At 73.2% G+C, this 21,964-nt stretch carries 12 protein-coding genes; 2 read left to right on the top strand and 10 right to left on the bottom strand.

Annotation, left to right across the window (positions count from 1 at the left end; translation table 11 throughout):
* Positions 1-147: 147 nt before the first annotated feature.
* From A176_RS02315 to A176_RS02305, 3 genes are all read right to left on the bottom strand, one after another.
* Positions 148-810, bottom strand: a complete 663-nt coding sequence (locus A176_RS02315) for a hypothetical protein (protein WP_226994165.1) — start codon at positions 808-810, stop codon at positions 148-150.
* Positions 807-1,604, bottom strand: coding sequence for an endonuclease/exonuclease/phosphatase family protein (locus A176_RS02310; RefSeq protein WP_226994164.1), 798 nt, complete (start codon positions 1,602-1,604; stop codon positions 807-809). Before A176_RS02310 ends, A176_RS02315 begins: the two co-directional genes overlap by 4 nt.
* A gap of 199 nt (positions 1,605-1,803) precedes the next feature.
* Positions 1,804-3,408: a DUF1800 domain-containing protein gene (locus A176_RS02305; protein WP_002636988.1), complete on the bottom strand. Its 1,605-nt coding sequence runs from the start codon at positions 3,406-3,408 to the stop codon at positions 1,804-1,806.
* A 159-nt stretch (positions 3,409-3,567) separates the two neighbouring features.
* Here A176_RS02305 and A176_RS02300 point away from each other — a divergent pair, with 159 nt between their 5' ends.
* Together A176_RS02300 and A176_RS02295 are read left to right on the top strand one after the other, a co-directional pair.
* The gene (locus A176_RS02300) at positions 3,568-5,418 is read left to right on the top strand and encodes a protein-arginine deiminase family protein (RefSeq protein WP_044889770.1); all 1,851 of its coding nucleotides are present in this window, start codon (positions 3,568-3,570) and stop codon (positions 5,416-5,418) included.
* Positions 5,415-6,338: a HEAT repeat domain-containing protein gene (locus tag A176_RS02295; protein WP_002636990.1), complete on the top strand. Its 924-nt coding sequence runs from the start codon at positions 5,415-5,417 to the stop codon at positions 6,336-6,338. The genes A176_RS02300 and A176_RS02295 overlap by 4 nt, the downstream gene beginning before the upstream one ends.
* Before the next feature lie 2 nt (positions 6,339-6,340).
* Here A176_RS02295 and A176_RS02290 read toward each other — a convergent pair whose 3' ends face one another.
* The 7 genes from A176_RS02290 to A176_RS02260 all read right to left on the bottom strand — a co-directional run bounded on the left by A176_RS02290 (position 6,341) and on the right by A176_RS02260 (position 21,821).
* Positions 6,341-7,042 carry a response regulator transcription factor gene (locus A176_RS02290; protein ID WP_002636991.1) on the bottom strand — a complete coding sequence of 234 codons (702 nt, stop codon included), beginning with the start codon at positions 7,040-7,042 and terminating at the stop codon, positions 6,341-6,343.
* Complete coding sequence (locus A176_RS02285) at positions 7,039-8,862, bottom strand: sensor histidine kinase (RefSeq protein ID WP_002636992.1); 1,824 nt, start codon at positions 8,860-8,862, stop codon at positions 7,039-7,041. Before A176_RS02285 ends, A176_RS02290 begins: the two co-directional genes overlap by 4 nt.
* A gap of 9 nt (positions 8,863-8,871) precedes the next feature.
* Entirely contained in the window at positions 8,872-10,218 is a 1,347-nt protein-coding gene (locus tag A176_RS02280; protein WP_226994163.1) for a YfbK domain-containing protein, read from the bottom strand.
* A 98-nt stretch (positions 10,219-10,316) separates the two neighbouring features.
* Positions 10,317-10,955, bottom strand: a complete 639-nt coding sequence (locus tag A176_RS02275; protein WP_002636994.1) for a M15 family metallopeptidase — start codon at positions 10,953-10,955, stop codon at positions 10,317-10,319.
* The gene (gene queC, locus A176_RS02270) at positions 10,952-11,644 is read right to left on the bottom strand and encodes a 7-cyano-7-deazaguanine synthase QueC (protein WP_002636995.1); all 693 of its coding nucleotides are present in this window, start codon (positions 11,642-11,644) and stop codon (positions 10,952-10,954) included. The genes A176_RS02275 and queC overlap by 4 nt, the downstream gene beginning before the upstream one ends.
* Positions 11,644-12,249, bottom strand: coding sequence for a hypothetical protein (locus tag A176_RS02265; RefSeq protein ID WP_002636996.1), 606 nt, complete (start codon positions 12,247-12,249; stop codon positions 11,644-11,646). The genes queC and A176_RS02265 overlap by 1 nt, the downstream gene beginning before the upstream one ends.
* Positions 12,250-12,269: 20 nt before the next feature.
* Positions 12,270-21,821: a tetratricopeptide repeat protein gene (locus tag A176_RS02260; RefSeq protein ID WP_002636997.1), complete on the bottom strand. Its 9,552-nt coding sequence runs from the start codon at positions 21,819-21,821 to the stop codon at positions 12,270-12,272.
* Positions 21,822-21,964: the final 143 nt, after the last annotated feature.

Here is a 21,964-nt window from a genome sequence, read left to right as displayed (position 1 = left end):
AGCAGGACGGCGCCGCCGCCTCTCATGCCCCGCGGGCCGAGCCCAGTGCCTCACAGCCTGGCAATCCCGGGCCCAACGTCACTGAGTTGAACTTTCAGCAGGGGTCCGCGTAGCGCCGCGCGACGCCACGGGCGCGGCGCCCCTGCGTCACCGCCGGTCGGCGCGGCGCCAGCGCAGCGTCAACCCGGCATGGCCCGTCGTCTGGCGGCGGTCGCCGCGCAGGTCGAACGGCAGCTCCAAGCCGCCCTCCGCTCGCAGCTCGAGCGACGGGCTCAGTCGGAACGCCACGCCCAGCGAGCCGCCGGGCGCGGCCAGCAGGTTCGTCCCGCTGAACCGGCCTTGGAAGGCGGTGAGTGGCCCCGCGACGGCGCCCATCAACGACGCGCCGCCGGTGAGGGTCCACCGGGGATGGAGGCGGTAGTCGAGCAGCGCCTGCGCCCCCAAGCGGAAGTTGACGGGCTCCGAGTAGTTGTTGGTGACGGGCACGTACCAGAGGCCCGCGCTCGGGGCGACGGCCAGCGTCCACGAGGCCGTATCGAGCAGCCGATGCCGGGTGCCGAGCTCGAGCCCCAGGAGCGTGAGGCGGCCGCCCCAATCCCAGTTGTCGCCCGCGCCCTTGCGGAAGGTGAGCTCGGGGTTGGGCAGGTAGGCCCGCTCCCGTCCGTGCTCGAAGGCAAGCCCGTTCACGGAGACGCCGATGTCCGTCGTCCCCACTGGGGTGGTGGCCGCGCCCAGGTTCCGAGGTCCGCTCAGACAACCCGGCGTGCAGAGGAGCAGCCCACCCAGACACAGTGCGCGTCGCGGCGTCATGGCTGCCACGCGAAGCGCACCCAGACCGGGTAGTGGTCACTTCCCGAGGGACGTCTGTCCACGCCCCGCTCCAGCGGGGAGAGCCCTCGGGAGAAGATGGAGTCGAGCGGCAAGCCGCCAATCACGGAGTCGACGGTGTCACCCACGCCTTGTGATGCCCATTGGTAGCCCCGGTCCGAGAACAGCTTCACGGTCTGCCGGAGGCTCCCCGGGTCGGAGGTGTTGAAGTCGCCAGCAATGACTTGCAGCGGCCCTCTTCCGTCCACCCCGTCGATGAGGGCTTCCGTCTGGTCGAGCCGTCCGCCGAGCCCGACGATGGGCGTCGCGTTGTGAACGGAGACCGTTTGAACGAGCGACCCTTGGATGTCGACCGTCGCGACCACGGCGATGCGGCGGCGCTGGTGGTACGGGTCATCATGAGGGAGGTGAATCTTCCAATCCTCGGTGATGGGCCACCGGCTCAGCACCGCGTTGCCGAAGTCACCGCCATCCACCTGCACGGAGGCCGGGTAGTAGACGTACGTGAGCCCGAGTTCCTTCGCGATGCGGTCCACGGAGGGCGCGTCCATCTCCTGCATCGCGATGACATCCGCCCCCGCGAGCGGCGGGCGTTTGAGGGCGGTGATGGCCTCGGTGACGTTCTCGGAGAAGGCGAGGTTGAAGGCCACGAAGGTGACCGAGGAAGGGACTTCGGTCGCGACGGGGCCCGGTGGCCGGTGGTCCCCGCTGTACCTTGGCCCCGCATCGTCGGTGTAGTTCTCCGCGAGCGGGCAGCCCGTCAGGAGCACGAGCACGAGGAGTGCCCACGACCGGGCAATGGGCCGCCTGCCGCCTGCTTCCACACCAGGCCAGCGCTTCCATTCGACTTCGCACTTCAAAGAGCAACTCATCGCGCACGTGAACGAAAGAGCGCGAAAGAGATTCCGCCGATATCCGTGTGAGGGAATTCAACGCTTCCTCGGGCGGAGGCAAGGCCACGGAGGAAGCGCATGCCTACTGCTTCTGAAACTCCGGGGACCCGAGCAGCAGCCCCGCGATGAGCGGCACGTCCACCGGACGCTGCTCGCCCACCGCACTGGCGGCCTCCGCTCGCTGGGAGAGTGCGTCCAGGATGGTGGCGCGCGTCTCGTGTGAGGGGGGCGCGCCCAGCAACGCATGACCCAGTGCGTCCACCCAGGCCTCCTCCGTGGGCGCGGCGGGTGTCGCCAGGGCCTGGAGCGCCACCTTCGTCCCCGGCATCCGTCCGGAGACGAGCTCCAGGCTGAAGTTGAGCCGGGCCACCAACGAGCCGCTGTTCACCCAGGGCGCGGACACCTCGGGGAAGCCGGTGGGCGCCGGTGCGCGGAAGAGCGGCTCGCCCATCTTCGCCAGCGATTGGACCAGGCGGGGCCGCACCGTCACCTCCGCGTCCGTGGCGCGCAGCGCCGACACCACGAACTCGAAGGGTGTCTTCACCTTCGTGCCACGTGCCGCCTCCGCCAAGAACTCCGGGGACTGAAAGAGCGCGCGATACACCGTGGGCAAATCGCCCTTCGAGGCGAGGAACACCTGCGCCACCCGCTCCACCAGCTCGGGCGGAGGCGCGTCCGAGACGAAGCGCCGCGCCAGCCGGGTCGCCACGTGGCGCGCGGTGGAGGGATGCCGCGCGAGCAGGTCCAACACGTGCTCGCCGTCCGCCTCGCTCCGGCTCCCCGGGATGCGCTGCCCCAACACCTGCTTGTCCTCCGCGTCATGCGCTCGGCGGCGGAAGAAGAACGCGGGCGCCTTGCGCGGCTGGCGGATGCTCCAGCCGGTGAAGCACCGCGCCACCTCGCGCACGTCCTGCTGGGTATAGCCACCCTCCACGCCCAACGTGTGCAGCTCCAGCAGCTCGCGGGCGTAGTTCTCGTTGAGGCCGGGCTTCGGTTCGGTGGGCTCCGGGGCCTCGTCGTCCTCCATCAGGGCGTCGCGCGACATGCGCTCGGGCATGCCGTCCCGGGTGCTGCGCCAGTTGTCCAGGTAGAAGAGCATCGCCGGGTGGCGCGCCGTGGCCCCGAGCAGCTCCCGGAAGTTGCCGAAGACATTCGGGCGAATGGCGTCGCGCTCGTAGGACGTCACCATCCACCGGACCGCGCCCTTGTCCGCGGACACGTTGAAGTGGTTGAACCAGAAGTCCACCAGCACCTCTTCGAGCTGGTTGGGGCTCTCCACCGCGCGCAGCAGCTTCGCGGCCGACTGCTCCAGGCCGATGCGCGCGGGGCGCTGGAGCTCGCGTCCGTCGAGCAGCGCCTGCTCCCGCTGCTTCTTGGGCGGATAGTCCCGCGCCAGCTCCGCCATGGACATCGTCAGCGTGGGCAGCGCCTGGAGCTTCGCGTCCAGCTCCGGCGGCAAGGGCGCTCCCGGACGGGCGAGCTGTGACGCCATCCAGCCCTCCACGCCCAACCGTCGCATCTCCGCCAGCGACTGCGCCGATGGCCCGAACGCCAGGCGCCGCAGGACGTGGACCGCGCGCGCCTCATCAAAGGCGGGCCGAGCTGGCGCGCCTCCAGGTGCGGGGTGAGGCGTGCTCGCACATGAGAGCACGACGACCGCCAGGAATCCGACAGACAGAAGGCGCATGACACCAGGGGGAACACCGCGGGGCGTCAGAGGTTACGCCACAGGAATGCGGACCTGGCAGGTGGGTTCGAAGTCAAAGGACTGTTTCCTGGCGCAACGGCTTTTCGGCCCACGCCTTCGTGACTTGCAGGATGGCGTCCCCTGGCCGAGAGACCCCTCATGTCGCCACCCCCGCCCCTCCGTGCGCTGCCGCTGGTCCTCGCGTTGGCGAGCGGATGTGTCCCCACCGCCGATGACACAGGACCGGGCTCTGGCGCCCAGGACCCGCTCGAAGGCCCCTTCCGGCCCGTGGTCGACCTGCGCGCGGATGTGAATCGCAACGGCATCGTCGAACTCGACAACCCTTCGGAAGACGAGGGCGAGGACACCTGGACCGCCGAGCGCGGCGCCATCTTCCTGGCCAACATCGATGACGATGAGCGGGCCTGTCCCTTCTCGATGGACCCCGACCGCATCAGCGACACCGCGCTGGCGCAGTGCAACGACGCCGCGGACGACGTGGTCAACGGCGAGGCGGACCTGGAGGACCTCGCGCGGCTGCGCACCGTCCCCTGGCGCAAGGCGCCCGCCGGAACAGTGGGCTCCGTCAGCGTGTCGGGCGCCGCGAGCAGCAAGGTGCGGCTGTTCAAGCGCGTCCGGGGCGAGTTCGTCTCCGGCGCCTTCCCCGACACGGTGTTCCTCACGACGGCCGAGGTGCGGCGCGGCGTGGAGCTGGCCATCGAAGGGCGTGACATCGTCCGCGACCTCGAGGAGTGGGACGGGTTCGCGGACGTGGTGCTCACCATTGGCCGCAACAATCCGCACGACCCGGTGTTCACCGATACCGTCCGCATGCGGGTCGCGCCGGTGGTGTTGTTCCATCACCTCACGCCCGCGTGGAACGTCTTCGTCTCCAAGCCCCTGGGCAGCACCGGGGCCACGCAGTTCCGGCAGGACCTGGGCGGCGTGCTCGCGAGCACCGGTGAGCGGATGGTGTACTCGGAGTTCGCGGTCGACGACCTCTGGCCCCAGGACTACTTCGAGCCGGCCTACATGTCGATGCCCGCCCCGGGAGGGAGCCAGCACGTCATCCAGGTCCACTACCGGGGTCCTCACTTCTACGACACCTCGGAGAACGCGCCGCTCAGGGCCGCGGGCCGCATCGCCTTCTGGCTGCGAGGCCCCGACCGCGCCGCCGTCCAGCAGTACCAGCCGGGCATGTCACTGGCCTCCCAGACGCTGAACTCCTTCGGCAACACGGAGGTCATCCCGCCCTACGAGAAGGACGGCGTGCGCTATCCCCTGGGCCGGATGTTCCGTGGCCGAGGCCCCGACACCCGGCCCGACTACCAGCCCGACCCCAGCTTCACGAAGCTGTTGGAGGCCCAGGGCATGCAGCCGCCCGTCTACGTGGACACGTCGTGGCTGTTCGTGGACCACGTGGACGAGACCTTCAGCTTCCTGCCCGCGCCCACGTCGCGCGGATGGATTGCGCTGGTGGCCGACCCCGCGCTCGCGCGGCGCATGCTCCAGGAGGCCCAGGCGCGGGGACATGGGGACGCGAAGCTCTTCGAGGGGTTGAGCTGGGCGTACTCCGTTCCCGCCGAGACGCGCATCGCCGAGGTGCTCGACAACCCCGAGCTGATGGACGCGAGCGCCGTGGCCGCGCTGGAAATCGACACGCAGCTCTCCATCCTCCAGGAGGCGACGGGCCTCACCGAGGAGGACATCGTCCGCGTCCCCTTCCTCTTCCAGAACGCCATGGAGGGCGTGACGGCGTATCAACCCGCGACGTTGAACCTGCTGTCGCTGACGCCCACGCAGGTCGTCGCGCCCGACCCCCATGGCCCCATCATCGACGGGCAGGACCTGTTCAAGGTCCAGTTCGAGCAGGCGCTCGGCGCGTACGGCATCCACGTGCATTGGGTGGATGCCTGGGACCCCTTCCACCTGATGCAAGGCGACGTGCACTGCGCCACCCAGGCGGCACGGCAGGTTCCGAACGTGAAGTGGTGGGAGGGCGGCCGATGAGACGCGGATTGCCACTGGGACTTGGCGCCGCCGTGCTGCTGGCCGCGCTGAGCGCACAGGCCACCGAAGCCCCCACGCCGCACCCGGCGTGGAAGCACCTGCTTCAGGAGCAAATCACCCGGGCCCGCCGAACCCATCCCCAGGCGTTCCTCCGTCTGGCGGTCGCCGCCTCGCGGGTGGACGCGATGGATGCGAAGAAGCAGGCCACCCTGGCCGCGACGGCGCCGGGGCTGCGGGCGCTCGGCCCCGAGGCACTGTGGCCCATGGTGGAGCGGCTCGCGTTTCCGTCCCAGGACAAGTCATCGCTTCCCATGCGGGAGTCCGCGCGACTGGCGCTCACGGTGGGACTGGTGGAGGCCACGGGCGCGCTGCGGGATGCGCGACTGGCGCCCTTGTGGATGGAGCTTCTCGAGGCGCGGGACACCCCGCCCCTGGTCCTGCACGCGGCGGCGGGGGCGCTGGCGCGGCTGGAGACCCTCGATGCGGCGAACGCGCTCATCGCGTTCGCGCGACAGGAGGGACCTCGCGGTGAAGCAGCGCTCGATGCCCTGGGCCTGTGCCGGCGGCTGGTGGCGACGCGCGCGCTGGCGGAGGCCCTGGATGCCCGGCCGGACCGCGAGCGCATGCGGCACATCGCCCGCGCGCTGGGGGATGCCGGCTCGGTGTGGGCCTGGAAGACGCCGGGCGTGAAGGCTCGCTCGGAGGAAGGGGCCATCCGCCGCGTGGCCGCGGAGGCCCTGGTGCGCGTGTACCTGGGCACCGACGGAGACGTGCGGCGCGCGGTGTCCAACGCGCTGCTCCGCGTGGACGCCCCGGAGACGCCGGCGCTCATCGACGCGGCCCGCGCGCGCGCCGAGCCGCCCCAGCAGGCGGAGCTGGATGCCTTGTCCGAGCGGCTGCGCCGCAACCCGCTCCGCTGACGTCAGGCCGCTTCGATTTCCATGCGGTAGCCGACGCCGCGCACCGTCTGGATGGCGAAGCGCGACGTGCTGTTCCAACCCAGCTTCTTCTTCAAGCTGGAGACGAAGTTGTCCACCGTGTGCGGGTCCACGACGACGTCGCGGCCCCACACCGCGTCGAGGATTTCATCCCGGCGCAGCACGCGCTCGCGCTCACGCACCAGGAAGGCGAGCAGGTCGAACTCCTTGCGTGTCAGCTCTACCGGCGTGCCCTCGGGGGTCTCCACCTTGCGGCGGTCCAAATCCAACCGGTAGCCCGCGAAGCGCAGGCCCTTCACGGGCGCCGCGCCCGAGCGGCGAACCAACGCGCCCACCCGCGCCAGCAGCTCGCGCAGCCGGTAGGGCTTGCCCAGGTAGTCCTGCGCGCCGGACTCGAAGCCGCGCACCACGTCGTCCTCCAGCGTGCGCGCGGTGAGCATCAGCACGGGCGTCGTCACGCCTTCTTCGCGGAGCGCGCGGCACAGGGTGTAGCCGTCGCCGTCCGGCAGCATCACGTCCAGCAGGATGAGCTGGAAGTCACCGCGGCCCAGGTGTTCGCGGGCCTCGCGGACACAGGTGGCTTCCTCCACCCGGTAGCCACCCTGGTTCTCCAGGTTGTCGCGCAGCGCGAGCCGCAGGTTGGCGTCGTCCTCCACCAGGAGGAGCGCCGGAACGGATGAGGTCATGTCGTCACCGTGTGGGGGAAACGAAGCTCGAAGGTGGTGCCTTCGGGGCTGGAGGTGGCCACCCGAAGGGTGCCGCCGTGAACGCGCATGATGCGGCGGCAGAGGGCCAGTCCCAGGCCGCTGCCGGGGGCATTGACGCCCTGCCCGGGGAGGCGCACGAACTCCTCGAAGGCGCGCTCCCACTGCGCCTGGGGAATGCCCACGCCGTTGTCGGAGAAGCGCACCCGTCCGTCGTCCAGGGCCTCCACCCGCAGGCGCACCGGGCTGCGCGTGTTGTAGGCACAGGCGTTGCGCGCGAGGTTGGAGAGCAAGAGGCGCAGGAGCTGCCCATCCGCGCGCAGGGTGCGCTCGCCCACGTCCGCCTCCAACTCCACCGGCACCTTGGACCAGGACTCCAGGTCGCGGCGAAGCTGGGCCACCAGTTCGTCCAGGCGCACCGGCTCCAGCCTGGGCACCCAGCGGCCCTTGTCGATGCGGTTGAAGGACAGCAGGTTCTCCACCAGGAAGCCCAGCCCGTCCGCCTCCCGGACGATGCGCGACGGGTAGTCGCGCGCGTCCGTGCCCTCCGCCAGACGCCACTCCAGCGTCTCCGCCAGCAGCCGGATGGAGGCCAGGGGCGTGCGCAGCTCGTGCGACACCGTGGCCACGAAGTCGCTCTTGAGTTCGAGGAAGCGCAGCTTGCGGTGCTGGGCCACGAAGGCCAGCGCGGCGATGCCCAGCGCCAGCACCGCGCACAGCGCCACCATGCCCGTCTTCAACCGGTAGCGCCGTTCCAGCGCGCCCTGCGCCCGCGCCCACTCCGGCGTGTCCACGGACAGCGGCAGCGCCTCCAGGGGCAGCACCTCCGCGTCCGCCAGCAGCCGCACCTGCCCGTCTGATTCGAGCAGCCCGCGCTCCCGCATCTCCTGGGTGAGGGATTGGAGCAGCGCGCCCGCGTCCACCGCCACGCCTCGCACGTGACGGCCGCCGCGCGGCTCCAGGTACCACCCGCTGCGCACCAACACGGGCCCCGGAAGGGATTCGGGCAGCGGCAGGGGCTCGGCGGCGAGTTCGGCGGCGCGGGCCTCGAAGTCAGCCACCGGTACGCCCACCTTCTTGGAGAGCGCCACGATGCGCCCGTGCAGGAAGGCGAAGTCCGCATGGGTGAAGCGCGCGCGGCGCAGCAGCAGCAGGCGCTGGAGCCCATCCAGCCTTCCGCTCCGTCCGTCCGCCAGCCCGTCGCGCACCAGGGAGTGCATCAACTGCGGCACGGGGTCGCCGCGCTCCGCCAGCGACTCCAGCACCACCAGGAAGCCGGGCACGTCGCGCGTGGAGGCGAGGACGTACTGCGAGCGGTGCTGGAGCAGCGCCATGAGCGCCACGGTGGACGCGCGGCGGTCGCCCCGGGTCAGCGCCCGGTCGACCTCGCGAATCAACGCGAGCCGCTCCGCCCAGGGGTCTTCCACCTCGTCCGCCCGCTCCGTTCCGGCGCGCAGGCCCGCGTAACGTTCCTTCGCGGGCGTGTCGTCCGCCGTGTCGTGAAGGGCCAGCCGGGGCAGGAGCTGGGTGCCGCGCTCGCGCAGGTAGAGGCCCGCGGCCGGAGCGAGCGGATCCTGCGCGGCGGTCTCCAACGCGGCGCGGGCCGACTCCAACCGGTCCCTCAGCGACTGGGCCAGCGAGGCACGGGCGTACTGCTCCAGCGCTTCGCGGCGGGAGTCGAGGGAGCTCTGCGCGTCGTCGCGCTCGGCGGCGAAGATGCGCTGGAGATAGCCCAGGCCCCAGGCCAACCCGACGAAGCCCAGCAGCAACGCGATGAGTGTAGGCAGGAGCCGGCGGAGCATTGGAGCGGCTCAGTTCCCCAGGGACGGCACGTCGTCGAAGTCCGAGCTTCCGGAGGGCATGAGCCGCTCGAAGCGCTCCTTGCGGGTGTCCAGCGCCTGCGCCTTGCGGATGAGCGAGCCCAGCGCCACCACGTCCTTGCGGCCCCGCAGCGGTTCCCCGATGCCCTCCCACAAGGACAGCAGGCGGGGCCAGTCCAGCGTGCGCGTCCAGAAGGAGCCCCGCAGCTTCTCCGCGAACGCGGAGGCCACGTAGGCCAGACGCGTGGAGGCCGTGGCGCGGCTGTACTCCGAGCGCAACGTGCTGGACGGCATCAACATCTGCACGCGGCGCCAGCTCCGGGAGGTGCCCTGCTCGTAGCGAACCCGGAGCAGCCCGAACGCGATGGAGGGCCCCTGCACCTTCACCTCGTGAATGGCGGTGATGGACTGCCCCGCCTCCAACGGGAACATCTTCATCTCCTCGCCACTGCCGAGCGGCTCCGGAGACGGGGACAGGTACTCGTAGCCCACCAACCGGTACCGGGCGACGGCCTTTCGGTTGAACTCCAGTTGGACGCCCACCTCGCGAACGGCCTCGCGGGCCGTCACGGTGACGCGCACCACGTGGTAGCCCTTGCGGCTGGGCGACGGGAAGCCTTCGACGTGGAGCAGGAAGGGACCATATGGCTCGCCTTCACTCCCCAGGTCGAAGCTGTTGATGAAGGCCTCCGTCCGCACCACGCCTTCACCGGGCAGGATGTCGCGGGACAGGTAGTCGCGCGCCACCGCGTAGGTGCTGGTGTCCGCGGCCACGGGGTACTCCGAGACGCGGGACTCCTCCGTGTCGATGGTGGGGTTCACCCCGAAGCCCCGGGTTTCGATGCCGGAGACCGGCTTGCCCAGCGAGGCGCGGAAGATGGCCTGCCACGCGCCATCCGGCACGAGCACGGGCAGGTGCTGCAACGTCCACGCGGGCGCCCGCTCGCGGTCGTCAGGCAAGGGCTGCGCCAGGACGAGCGGCTGGGAGGGTGTGACTGGCGAGAGCGCCACGTCCACGCGGACCTGCTTGCCGGGCATCACCGTGAGGTCCGCTCGAACGAAGGTCTGGAAGGACTCCTTCTCGAAGCGGAGCGAGTAGACGCCCTCCGCGAGGTTCGAGAACCCATACGCCCCCTCCGCGTTCGTCACCGTGGTGCGAGGCTCCGCCAGCACGGGCGAGGTGGCGACGACGCTCACTCCCGCGAGGGGCGTCCGGGCACCCGCGCGCACGACGACACCCAAGGCGCTGAGGCCTTGGGGTGGCCCGCCCGACGCCAGCACGGGCGCGGCCACCAGCAGGGAGAGGGCACAGAGGACGTGGAAGAAGGCGGGCTTCATCGTGGGCGCCATCCCGGACCACGCGCACCGTGGCCACTGCTGGGAGGTCCTCACAGCGTGCCGCAGGCGGGCCCGCCGTTCATCATGGTTTCATCATGTCATGGGGGAGGAAACGGCACGTCCAGCACCGGCCGTGTCTTCGCGTCCGGCAAATCGTAGTGCCACCACTCCATGCGGTTGCGCTTGAAGCCCACGCCTTCCATGGCCTCGCGCAGGATTTCGCGGTGCTTGCGGGAGGCCTCGGTTCCCCCCGCGTAGCCGTGGTGCGCGGACGGGCTGAAGGTGTCGAAGGGGGTGGGCATCTCCACCTCCTGGCCGTCCAGCGTCGTCAGCGTGAGGTCCACCGCCCCACCCCGGTTGTGGTTGGAGCCCGTGCGCGGGTTGGCCACGTAGCCGGGCACCGGCATGATCTTCCACATCTCCCACTGCACCGCGCGCGGCCGGTAGCAGTCGTACACCTTCAGCCGGTAGCCCTTCGCGCGCAGCGCGTCCGCGGCCTTCTTCAGCCGCTGCGCGGACTCGGGCAGCAGCAGGCACCGCGCGCTGTCCGGGTACACCTTGCGCTTGAGGAAGTTGTCCTCCGTCGCGTAGCGCAGGTCGACGACCAGGTCCGCCACCACCGTGGTGGCGTCCACCAGCGGCGAGGCGGCCTTCGGCGTCCCGGCGTCCTCGGCGAGCGCGGCGCTGGAGGCCAGCATCAGCGCGACCGCCCCACCCCAGCGCGCGCGCGGCGTCATGCGGACTCCGTGTAGCGCGTGGGGTCCGGCACGCCGGCGTCCTCGAAGCCCTTCTTGCGCAGCACGCAACTGTCACAGCGCCCACACGCGCGGCCCTGGGCGTCCGGGTCGTAGCAGGAGTGCGTCAGCCCGTAGTCCACGCCCAGCTTCACGCCCTCGCGGATGATGTCCGCCTTCGTCAGGCCGGACAGCGGCGCGTGCACGGTGAAGCGCGCGCCCTCCGCGCCCGCCTTGGTGGCCAGGTTGGCCATGGACTCGAAGGCGCGGATGAACTCCGGCCGGCAATCCGGATAGCCGCTGTAGTCCACCGCGTTGACGCCGATGTAGATGTCCGTGCTGCCCACCACCTCCGCCAGCCCCAACGCCAGCGAGAGGAACAGCGCGTTGCGCGCGGGCACGTACGTCACGGGGATGCCGTGGCTCATCTCGTCCGCGGGCCGGTCCTTGGGGACCTCGATGTCCGCCGTCAGCGCGGAGCCGCCCACCTGCCGCAGGTCGATGGACACCACCCGGAAGTCCGACACGCCCATGGCCGCGCAGACCTTCTTCGCCTGCTCCAGCTCCACCGCGTGCCGCTGGCCGTAGGCCACCGCGAGACAGACGGGCTCGAAGCCCTTCGCCTTGGCCATGGCCAGGCACGTCGTCGAATCCAGCCCGCCCGAAATCAACACCACCGCGCGCTTCACCATCAATCCCTCCGCTCTCCCTGGAGGGTGTACACCGTCGTGCAGGTCGACGGCTGGCAATTGCAGTTGCGGGTGCCCGGAAGGAAGATGTCCGTGAGCGAGCCACACGCCAGCGACACGTCGTAGCCGTTCTCCGTGGGCCCCGGCACCGAGCCGTCGGGGATGCCCCCGTCGAACTGGCGGCAGTCGCGGTTGAGGGAGCGCGCCTGGCTGTCGCTGAAGAGCGTCACCCGCAGCGTCTCCTCGATGGCCGAGTCCTCACACCCGGTGCCACACGAAGTGCGGCGCGCGACGGCCCGCAGCGTGGACGTGGCCTCCTGCCCGTCGTAGCCCGCGTCGCGCGAGTACCCCTGCACGGTGAAGAAGCCCGAGCCCGCGTCCGTGTCGCGCGAGAAGGTGCCCTCGAAGAGGAACACCCCCGCGTCGTTCACTTGCGCGAAGTCCGGCACCGAGGCGTCGCACGTGGTGCGCGCGGGGTCGATGCGGGCCTCGAAGCGGAAGGAGCCGAGCACCTGGTCACCCGGGTACACCGGCTCGGAATAGCAGGCCATCGCCACGGCGACGGCCGCGATGGGGAGGACGGCGAGAGCAAGACGCTTCACGTGCATGGCGCGGCAACGCTACACGGCTACACGCCGTCCAGCACACAAAGGGCCAGCGCGCGGAAGGTGTCCCCCCGGGCAAGCACCTCGCCTACATCCACCTGCGCCGGGTCCCCACCGCGCACCTCGGCGTCGAGCCGCGCCAGGACGCGCCCCGCCGCCAGGGATGCCGGGACAGCGCGGAAGGCCACCACCGCCGCCGCGTCCAACCCCTTCACGGGGCCCGGCCGCGCCAGGTGGATGCCGTCCTCGCCCAGGGCCACGGCCAGGGCGCACAGGTAGCTCAGCTCGGAGGCGCCGAAGCAGGACAGCGCGCCGGCGCCCAGCACCAGCACATCGCCGCGGGCCAGGTACGCTTCGACGCCGCCCACTGGGTCCACCAGGAGCTGCAACGCGCCCGCGCCCAGGGAGGACAGGACGGGCCGCAGCGCGGCGGCGAGCCGGGGCAGGCGCTCCGCCGTGACGGGCACCGCGCCCGGCGGCACCGGGTGCTCGAAGCCGGAAGGAAGGGAGGGCAGCGCCGACACCGACGACTGGGGCGCCGCCGCGTCGCTGGACGACAGCGCCGCGCCAATGCCATCCGCGCGCTGCGAGTCCTCGGTCCGGTTCAGCGCCCTCAAGGCCTCCGCGTAGAGCGTCCAGCCGTCCACGTCCAGCGGCCGCTCACGGAGCAGGTGCGGCCAGATGCGGACGGCCAGGGCGACGCCTTCGGGCACCGCGGAGAGGTGCTCGGCCGACATGCGCGTGACTTCGGAAGACAGCTCCCCCGCGTCGAAGAGGCGCGCGGCGAGCCGGGCCGCCGGGGACACGAGCTGCGCGTCCAGGTAGCCCCGGAGGATGGCCTCCAGCACCGCGGGCTCGTTGGTGAGCCGCTCGCGCAGGCGCAGCGCCTCGCCCGTGAGGCCCCGCTCCTCCGCCAACCGCGCACGGCGGGCCAGGCGGTCATCGGTCTCCGGCAGGCGCTCCAACTGCGCAGCGGCGTCGCCCACCATGCCCAGGGCTTCGTAGGCGTCCGCCAACCGCTCGCGGTACATGTCCGAGGCGTCGGTGCCGGCCGCCTGCTCCACGCGCTCCACCAGCGACACGAAGACGGCGGGCTCGTCGACCAGGTCCACCAACGACAGCAGGTGCCGCAGCGAGTGGAGCTGCGCGGGGTCCTCCACCAGGGCCTGCTCGAAGGCCGCGCGCGCTTCCGGAAGCTGCTCCAGCGGACTGAGGAGCAGCTCACCGCGCTCCAGGTGCAGGACGGCGCGCGCGCCCGCGTCCGACTCCGCCTCGACGAGCTGCGACAACGTGCGCACGCAGGCCTCGAAGCGGCCCAGCTCCAGCTCCAATGCGTGACGCTCGCGCAGCAGCGCCTTGCGCCGCGAGGACCAGCCATCCGCGGCCATGGCGAGCGCTTCCACGCGCACCGTCGCGGGCTGTGCCTGCACCTGCGCCAGCACCGCCTCCGCCAGCGCTTCCGGGAGCTGCTCCAGGCTCGGCAGCAACAGCGTGAGCCGGGCCGCGAAGCCAGGCTCGGGCGCCAGCTCTTCCAGCGCGCGCAGGCGCGGCAGCACCGGTGCGGAGGCCGTCCGGAGCACCTCGTCTCGCAACGTGACGGCGAACGCGGCGTCGCGCGCGGCGGACAGGCCCGCGAGCTCCAGCAGGCCTTCCGCGTCCTCCTCGGCGCGCAGGCCGTCCGCCAGCGCGGCGGCGTGCGCCGGGTCCGCGTCCGCCATCGCGGCCAGGGCCCACAGGGCCTCGCGCGTGCGCGCCTTGTCGCCCGCCTGCGCGGCCATGGCCAGCGCGTCCGTCAGCTCCCCGGCGGCCATGGCGGGCGCGAAGCCCACCTCCAGCGCGCGGGCGAAGGCGCCCAGCCGGCCGAAACGCTCCGCCAGCTCCGACGGCGCGAGCATGTCCGGCGCCTCGGTGGCGATGCGCTCGAACACCTCCAGCGCCTCGCCGTGCTCTCCCGCCTTCTCCCAGAGGCCCGCGGCCTCCAGCAGCAGCGGGGGCCGCTCCTCGGGCGCCGCCAGCCGCGCGGCCTGGAGCAGTGCTTTCGCCGCGCGCGGCGTTTCGCCCGACGCGCGGTACAGGTGGGCCACGCGCAGCGCGGCGTCGACGTCCGGCTCCACGGCCGCCGCGTCCTTCGCCGCCTTCAACGCGTCGGAAAGCTGCCCCGCGGCCTCGAAGCCTCGCGCGGCCGACAGGAGCAGCGCCTGCCGCTCGCGGCCCGAGGTCAGCTCCGCGCGCGCCACCTGCACCTCGGCGCGGCGCGCGGGGGCCTCCGTCAGCAGCGGCTCCAGCGCCTCCAGCGCGTCCGCATAACCCGCGCCCGAGGCACCTCGGGAGGCCACCGCCTCCAGCGCCTCGCGCGCCACGTCCTCGCGGCCCGCGTCGCGCGCGAGCCCGGCCAGCTCCAGCCGCAGCACGGCGGCCTCGTCCGCGTCCTCCACGCGAGGCACCAGCCGCTCCAGCGCCTCCAGCAGCCGCGTGGGCTCGGAGCGCTGCCGCAGCCCTTCCACCAGCGCGTGAAGCGCCGTGAGGTCTTCCGGCGCGGCCTCCGCGGCACGCTGGGTGAGCGTCCAGGCCGCGTCCTCGTCCGCCAGCGAGCTGGACGCCACGGACGCAGCGGCCAGGAGCAGCTCCGCGGCCCTGCGGCCACCCGCCGCCTCCGCGCCCGCGGCGTACACGTCCAGCAGGTCACCGTGACGCCCCAGGGCGTGCAGCCCCGCCACCGCCCGGTCGATGACGGAGGCGTCGGCGGGACGCAGCCGCGCCAGGGGCAGCAGCGCGTCGATGGCATCCTTCGGGTCGTCGAAGAGGTCCGCCGCGCGGCGGTAGAGCACCTCGGCGGTGGCGGTGTCCTCCGCCTTGCGCGCCAGTTGGAGCGACGCCCGGTACAGGCCCGGCGCGTTGCCCGTGCGCGAATGGACCTCGGCCAGGAGCGACAGCGCCTCCTGGCCCCGCTCGCCCTCGGGCTCCAACGACACCACGGCCTCGAAGGCATCCGCCGCGTCGTGGAACGCGCCCGAACCGAGCGAGGCGTGCCCCAGCCGCAGCCAGGTCCGCGTGCGCACCGGCACCGGCAGCGCGTCCCCGCCCACGTCCAGCAGGCGGCGGTCGTACGGGCGCGCGGCGACGGGGCCGCCGCCCTTCGCGGCCAGCTCGGCGCGCGCGGACAGGGCCTCCACGTCATCCCCGGCCAGCGCGAGGTACTCGTCGAAGGCCTCCGCCGCCAGCAGCGCCTCACCCGCGTCCAGCAGGCGGGTGGCGCGCTCGCGCAGCAGCGGCAGCGCGTCTTGCGCGGACAGGGCCGCGGCGCGCTGGGACAGCAACTCCGCGAGCCGGCGCACGTCGCCCGCCGCGCGCTCCCGGACGCGCTCGAACGCCTCCGCGCTCGCGGGGCTCAGCTCGAAGGCCTGGTCCTCGCACAACAGCGCCCGCTCCCGGGCACCCGCCGCGAGGAAGGCGCGGGCGGCGGCGAGGTAGCTCTCCGCGGCGGCGGCGGCATCCTGCCGCTGCGCCCTTCGCAACATCAGCTCCGCGAGCGCCTGGTGGTCCTCGGCCTCTTCCAGGAACGCGAGGTGGCGGCCGAAGACGGGCTCGCGGAACGGGTCGGCCTCCAGCAGCACCGCGTCGAACTCCGCGGCGTCCGCGTGGCGCTTCACCTCGTGCAGCAACTCCGCCGCCTGCGCGGTGAGCTCCAGGTCATCCGGACGCGCGGCGCGCGCGGCGATGAACGCGGCGGCGGCGGCATCCGGGCGCCCGGCCCGGTCCCGGTACAACACGGCGGCGCGCAGGAACAGGTCCGCGCGGCGCTCCGCGTCCGGCTCGCCCTCCGCGCACTCCTCGTACCAGCCCGCGAGCTCGCCCAGGCGGCCGTCGTCCTCGAGGAGCTTCTCCAGCAGCCCCTCGGCCTCCGACAGGGCCCGGTCCTTGCGCAGCGCCGAGCGCAGCAACTCCTCGGCCTTCGCCACGTCCGACAGGATGCCCAGGTGGAGCCGCGCCAGGCGCAGCAGCACGGCCGCGGCCTCGGGCCCCGCCTCCAGCAACGGCAGCGCGCGCTCCAGCCAGCGGGCCTCCGCCTCCGCGTCGTCGCGGCGCTCGGCCAGGGCCGCGCCGAGCTTCGCCGTCCCCAGGTCCACCGCCAGGGCGAACGCGCGCTCCAGCGCGACCTCCGCGGCGGCGGGGTCCAGCTTCACGTCGCGCAGCAGCTTCGCGCGGTAGCGCTCGCACGCGGCGGCTTCCGCGTGCTGGCCCTGCGTCTCCAGCAAGTCACGGGCATCCGCGAGCGCCCGCAGCGCGTCGTCCGCGCGCCCCAGGTCGACCGCGAGCCGGGACTCTTCCTGATACGCGGCGAGCGCATCCTCCTGGGCTCCCGCCTGGAGGCTCAGCGTGGCCACCTGGCGCAGCTCGGCGAGCAACTCCACCGTCCGGCCCGTCTCGCGGTGCAGGGCGGCGAGGCGGCGGCGCAGCGGCAGGGGCTCGGCGGCCATCGACGCCGCGCGCGACAACAACGAAGCGGCCACACCGGCGTCCGCGAGCACCTCGCGGGCCCGCGCCGCCAGCTCGACGAGCCGCCGCACGGTGTCCTCGGAAGGCGCCAGCGCGTGCGCATGCGTGACGCGCACCTCGAAGGCGCCGCGCGGGTCTTCCTTCTCCAGCAACGCCGCGAGCCGCAGCACCGCGGGCTCGCACAGCGGCCGCTCGACGAGCAGCTTCCGGTACGCGGCCACCGCGCGCTTCGACTCCCCCGACTGCTCGGCCAGCTCCGCCAGCCGCAGCCACGTGGTCTCGGCGGCCTCGGGCGCGGCGCGGAAGTCCGCGGCGGACGCGAGCGCGTCTTGGAGCGGCAGCGCTTCGATGACGGCGCCGCGCAGGTAGAGCAGCTCCGCCAACGAGGCCAGCTCCGCGCCCTGGGCGGGAACCAGCGAATGGGCCTTGCGCGCCAGCTTCAGCGCGCGGTCCAGGTCGTGCGCGCCCTGCGCGTAGCCCGCGCCCTCGCGCAGCAGCAGCGCGGCGTCCTGGGGCGAGGCGCTCTCCGCCGCCGTCTCCAGCAGCGCCGCGGCCTCTCGCAGCTCGCCGCGCTCCGCGACCAACGACACCAACCGGCGGCGCACGGCCGCGTCGGTCGGCGCCAGACGCAGCGCCTGCCGCAACGCGGCCTCGGCGGGCACTGGCTGCGACAAGCGGTCCAGATGGAGTCCCGCCAGCTCCGCGTACAGCGCGGCCGCCTCGGCGGGCGGAACGTGCGGCGCCTCGGTGGACAGCAGCTCGGCCAGCGCGGCCCAGTCCTCGCGGGCCCGCAGCACGCGCTGAAGCGCCGTGGTGGCTTGAGCGTGTCGCGGCGCCAGGGCGAGCGCCGACTCCAGGCTCTGCCCCGCGTCTTGCAGCCGGCCACCGGACTCCAGCAGCGTGGCGCGCGCGAGCAGCGCCTCCACGCGGCGAGGCGTGGGGCCCTGCAGTGCCGCCTCGGCGAGCGCGGCGGCCTCGTCCTCGGCCTTGCCGTCGCGGCGAGCCAGCTCGGCGAGCGCGAAGAAGGCGTCACACCGCTCCGCCGCGGGCGGCTCCAGGCCAATGGCGGCGTCCAGGGCCTCGCGGGCGAGGACGCGCTCGTCCTTCTCCACCAGCACGGAGGCCAGGGACAGCAGCCGCTCCCGCGCGCGCGTGGAGAGGTTCGCGTCGGAGGACACGGCGCGGCGCCAGACCGCCAGCTCCGCGGCCTCGTCACCCGTCTCGCGCGCCAGCTCCGTCAGCGCGAGCAGCAACGGCGCGGGACGGCGTGAGCCCTTCGCGGCTTCCGAGAAGTCGTCGCGCGCGGCGGCCACACGGCCCGCGGCGCGGTGGAGCACGGCACGGCGGGCCAGCAGCTCCGCGCGCGCCTCGCCCGACGCGGCGGACACGAGGGTGCTCAGCAGCTCCAGCCGCTCCGACTCTTCTTCTGGCGTGCCCGTGCCCGGCGGGGGCAGCAAGTCCAACAGCGCCTGCGCCGCCCAGGTGTCGTGCGGCTCTTCCAGGCGCAGGCTGCGCAGCGCGTCCACGGCGGTGTTCGCGCGGCCCAGGACCAGGGACAGCTCGGCCAGCTCACGGCGGGCGGCGCGGCGCGGCTCACCGGACAGGCGCGGCCACAGCTCCACCAACAGGTCGGCCAGCGCCTCGCGAGCGCCCGCCTTGCGGTGCAGCGAGGCCAGCTCCACCCGGGCATCCAGGTCTTCGGGTGCGCGGGCGCTGTACTCGGCCAGCAGGCGTCGGGCGGCGTCCGTGCGGCTCGCGCGCACCGCCGCGGTGGCGGCCTTGCGCGTCAGCGCCACCCGCTCCGTCTCGCGCGGCGCGTCGCTGTCCGCGGGAGGCAGGGCCAGCACGGCCTCGAAGTCTTCCAGCGCGGCGCGGGCGTCCGTGGGCAGACGCAGCTCACCCCGGCGCTGCCGCGCGGGCGCGAACGTGGCGTCTCGCTCCAGCGCGTCGGCGAGGAAGGCCTCCTCGCGGCTGGTGCCCGCGGCGAGCAGCGACGCGCGGAAGAGCAGCTTCGCCCCGGCGCGCGCTTCCGGCACCAACGACGCGCGGCGCGCGTACAGGCGCGCGGCTTCCAGCTTCTCGCCCCGCTCCAGCTCCAGCTCGGCCAGCGACTCCAGCACCTCGGCCGCCAGCGGGCCCTCGGGGCTGGCCTCCAGCGCGGCCGTGAGGCGCATCAGCGCGGCGGCCTTCTCGTCCCGCTCCAGCAGCGCGCGGGCGCTCTGGAGGAACAGCGGCGCGGCCTCCTCGGCGCGGTCGGCGCCCATCAGCGCCTGGGCGCGGCTTGCCCACAGCTCCGCCAGCGCCTGCGACTCGCCCGCCTCGGAGTAGAGCGCCTCCAGGCGCGCGGCCAGGGCGTCGTCCAACCGGCGCAGCGGGAAGGCCTGCGCGTAGGCGGCGATGGCGCCCTCGCGGTCGCCCAACATCTCGCACGCGCGGCCCAACCGCGAGCGCACGTCCGCCAGCTTCTCCGGCGCCGCCGTGCGCGGCAGCGTGGACAGCAGCGTCTCCAGCGCGCGCCGGGCATGCTCGGGGCGCTCGCAACGCAGCGACAGGTCCGCCAGGTCCAGCAGCACGGCGGCGTCCGGCGCCAGCCGCGCGGCCTTCTCCAGCGCCACCAGCGCGTCGCCCACGCGGCCCAGCCGCGCCTCCAACACACCGGCCAGTTCGCGCAGCGCCGCCGCCGCGAGCCGCTTGTCGCCCTGCGCCTCGGCCACCCGCGCACGCACCTCCAACGCGTCGGCCAGCCCCGCCATGTCGGCGCGCTTGCGCTGCAAGGCGCACAGCTCGCCCAGCGCGGGCAGGTCATCCGGCTCCGCGCGCAGCACTTCCTGGAGCGCGTGGACGGCCAGGTCCAAATCGAAAGCGAGGTCGCGCGCGGCCACCGCGAGGCGGCGGTACTTCTGCGCCCGCTCCTTCAGGTCCGTGGCCAGCCGCGCCAGCGAGGACAGGCAGCGCGTCAGCAGCGCGCCATCCCGGCGGGCCTCCGCCAGCGCCAGCAACGACTCCAGCGTGGCCCGGTGGTCGCCGTCCGCCTCCAGCGCCAGCAGGAGCAGCCGCTCCGCCTTCTCGGGCTGTTGCAGCTTGCCCCGGTACAGCTCGCCCGCCTCGGCCCAGGCCGCCGCGCGCTTGCCAGGCGCCTCCTGGAGCGCCGCGGCCTTCTCCAGCGCCTCGGCCAGCTCCTGAGAGCGGCCCGTGGCGCGGAAGTACGGAATCAGCTCCTCCAGCGCCACCGCGTCGCGCGGGTCCAACGCCAGCGCGGACTCCAGGTGCTCGCGCGCGCGCGCCGGGTCGCCCAGCCGCGTGCGGTACAGCCGCGCCAGGGCGTGATGACTGGCGTGTGCGGCGTGCCGCACCCCTTCCGAGCGCGGCGCGGGCCCGGCCAACTCCAACGCCTGCTGGTAGCCCGCGAGCGCCTCCTGCAACCGGCCCAGTCCCTCCGCCACGCGCGCGGCGGCGAACAGCGGCTCCGGCTCACCGGGCAGCAGCGACACCGCCTCGCGGAAGCGCAGCAGCGCGTTCTCCGGCTGCTTCAGGCCTTCGTCCCACACGCGGCCGGCCATCAGGTCGGCATGGCCCACCCGGTCCAGCTCGTGGCGGCCCATGGCCACCTCACGCAGCCGGTCCAGGGCCTTCAGCGCGCGCAGGTGCTCCCCGCCGCGGTGGCACAGCTCGCCCAACAGCAACAGCGCGTCCGGATGGTCCGGCGCCAGCCGCAGCGCGGCCTCGCAGTGCAGACGCGCACCGGCGATGTCGTCCTCGGTCTGCGCGCACAGCCGCGCCAGATGCACGTGCGCGTCGGCGGCCTCGGCCGGGTCCCGGGCCAGCGCCGCGAGCCGGCGGTACGCCCGCACCGCACCCGCGCGGTCCCTGGCCTGGTCCGAGGCGCGCGCCAGCGCCTTGAGCGAAGGCAGGTGGTCGGGCTTGAGCCCCAGCAGCTCGTGCAGCGCCTTCACCGCCACTTGCGGCGCGGTGTCGCGCGAGCAGCGGGCGGCGGCCTCGGCGGCGAAGAAGGCCGCGGCCTCTTCCGACGTGCGGCGAGCGAGCGCGCACAGCGCCAGGTAGCGTTCGGCGGCGCGGGCACCTTCACCCCGGCGCTCGCGCACCACGGCCTCGCCCCAGAGCGCGGCGGGGCTGCGATCACGGCGGCGTTGCAGCGTCGCGGCCACGTCCAGCGCCAGGTCATGCGCCTGCGGATCCGCCACCATCAGCGACAGCAGCCGCTCCGCGGCGAAGGGGTGCGCGTCCTGCGCGTCACCGGCCTGGAGATACGCCTGACGCGCATCGGCCAGACGGCCCTGCGCGATGAGCCCCTCCGCGTCCGCGAAGGCGCGCGCGCCCTCCAACGCCAGCAGCAGCTCCTCGTCCGGGGGCGACGGCGGAGGCAGACCTCCCGCCGAGAACCGCAGCCGCAGCCCCGTGCTGGAGACCTCCGCGGCCGACAGGCGCGCGGTGTCCAGCATCGGCATCTTGTACCCGCGGCTCACGGCCGCGAGCTGACACAGCGCGGGCAGCACGCGCGTGGAGAACCCGGTGGCCCCACGCACTTCCACGTCGGGCACCAGCGCGAGCGCGCCCACGGCCGCGGACAGCAGCCCGGGCACCTGCACGGACGGCGTGGAGGAGAAGCCGTAGAGGCGCACGTCGTAGAGGTAGACGGCGAGCCGTTCCCCATCCGCGTCGAACGCCACCTTGAACGTGAACGGCGTGCGCTCCGGCGCGGGCAGCCGGCCCTGGCCTTCGAGGTAGCCGGGGCGGAAGTGCAGCCGGAGCTCCTCGATGCCCGCCAGCCGCCCGGCCAGCTCGGCCACCCGGCGCGTCACCAGGTCCGCGTCGACGGACAGCTCGAGGAAGCCGAAGAGCAGCTTCTTGCGCTGGTAGCGCGTGGCGCCCGCGCTGACGTTGAAGGGGAAGCTGACGTCCGGAATCTGCAGCGCGAAGTCGGAGATGCGCAGGCCCGGCAGGACTTCCAGCGCCGGAAAGCCCACGAACGCCCTGCGGTCCAGCAGGCGCAGTTCAGGAGCGGCGGCGCGTGCATCGAGCGCCGTGGCGGGCTTGGGAGAATCGCTTTCGGTGGCCATCGCGGGAGCAGGGACGTTAGCACGGGGGCCAAGCCCTCGAAATTTCTGGCAAACCCCCGCTTGTGGAGCAAGCAACGAGACGTGATGGCCGCCTGCCCTCGGCGTGAAGGAACGGGCTGCGCCCCGCATCGAAGTCGGACAAG

Source organism: Myxococcus hansupus, from assembly GCF_000280925.3.
Lineage (GTDB): Bacteria > Myxococcota > Myxococcia > Myxococcales > Myxococcaceae > Myxococcus > Myxococcus hansupus.
The sequence above is the reverse complement of the archived record's forward strand: the minus strand, read 5'-3'. Positions and strand labels throughout refer to the sequence as shown.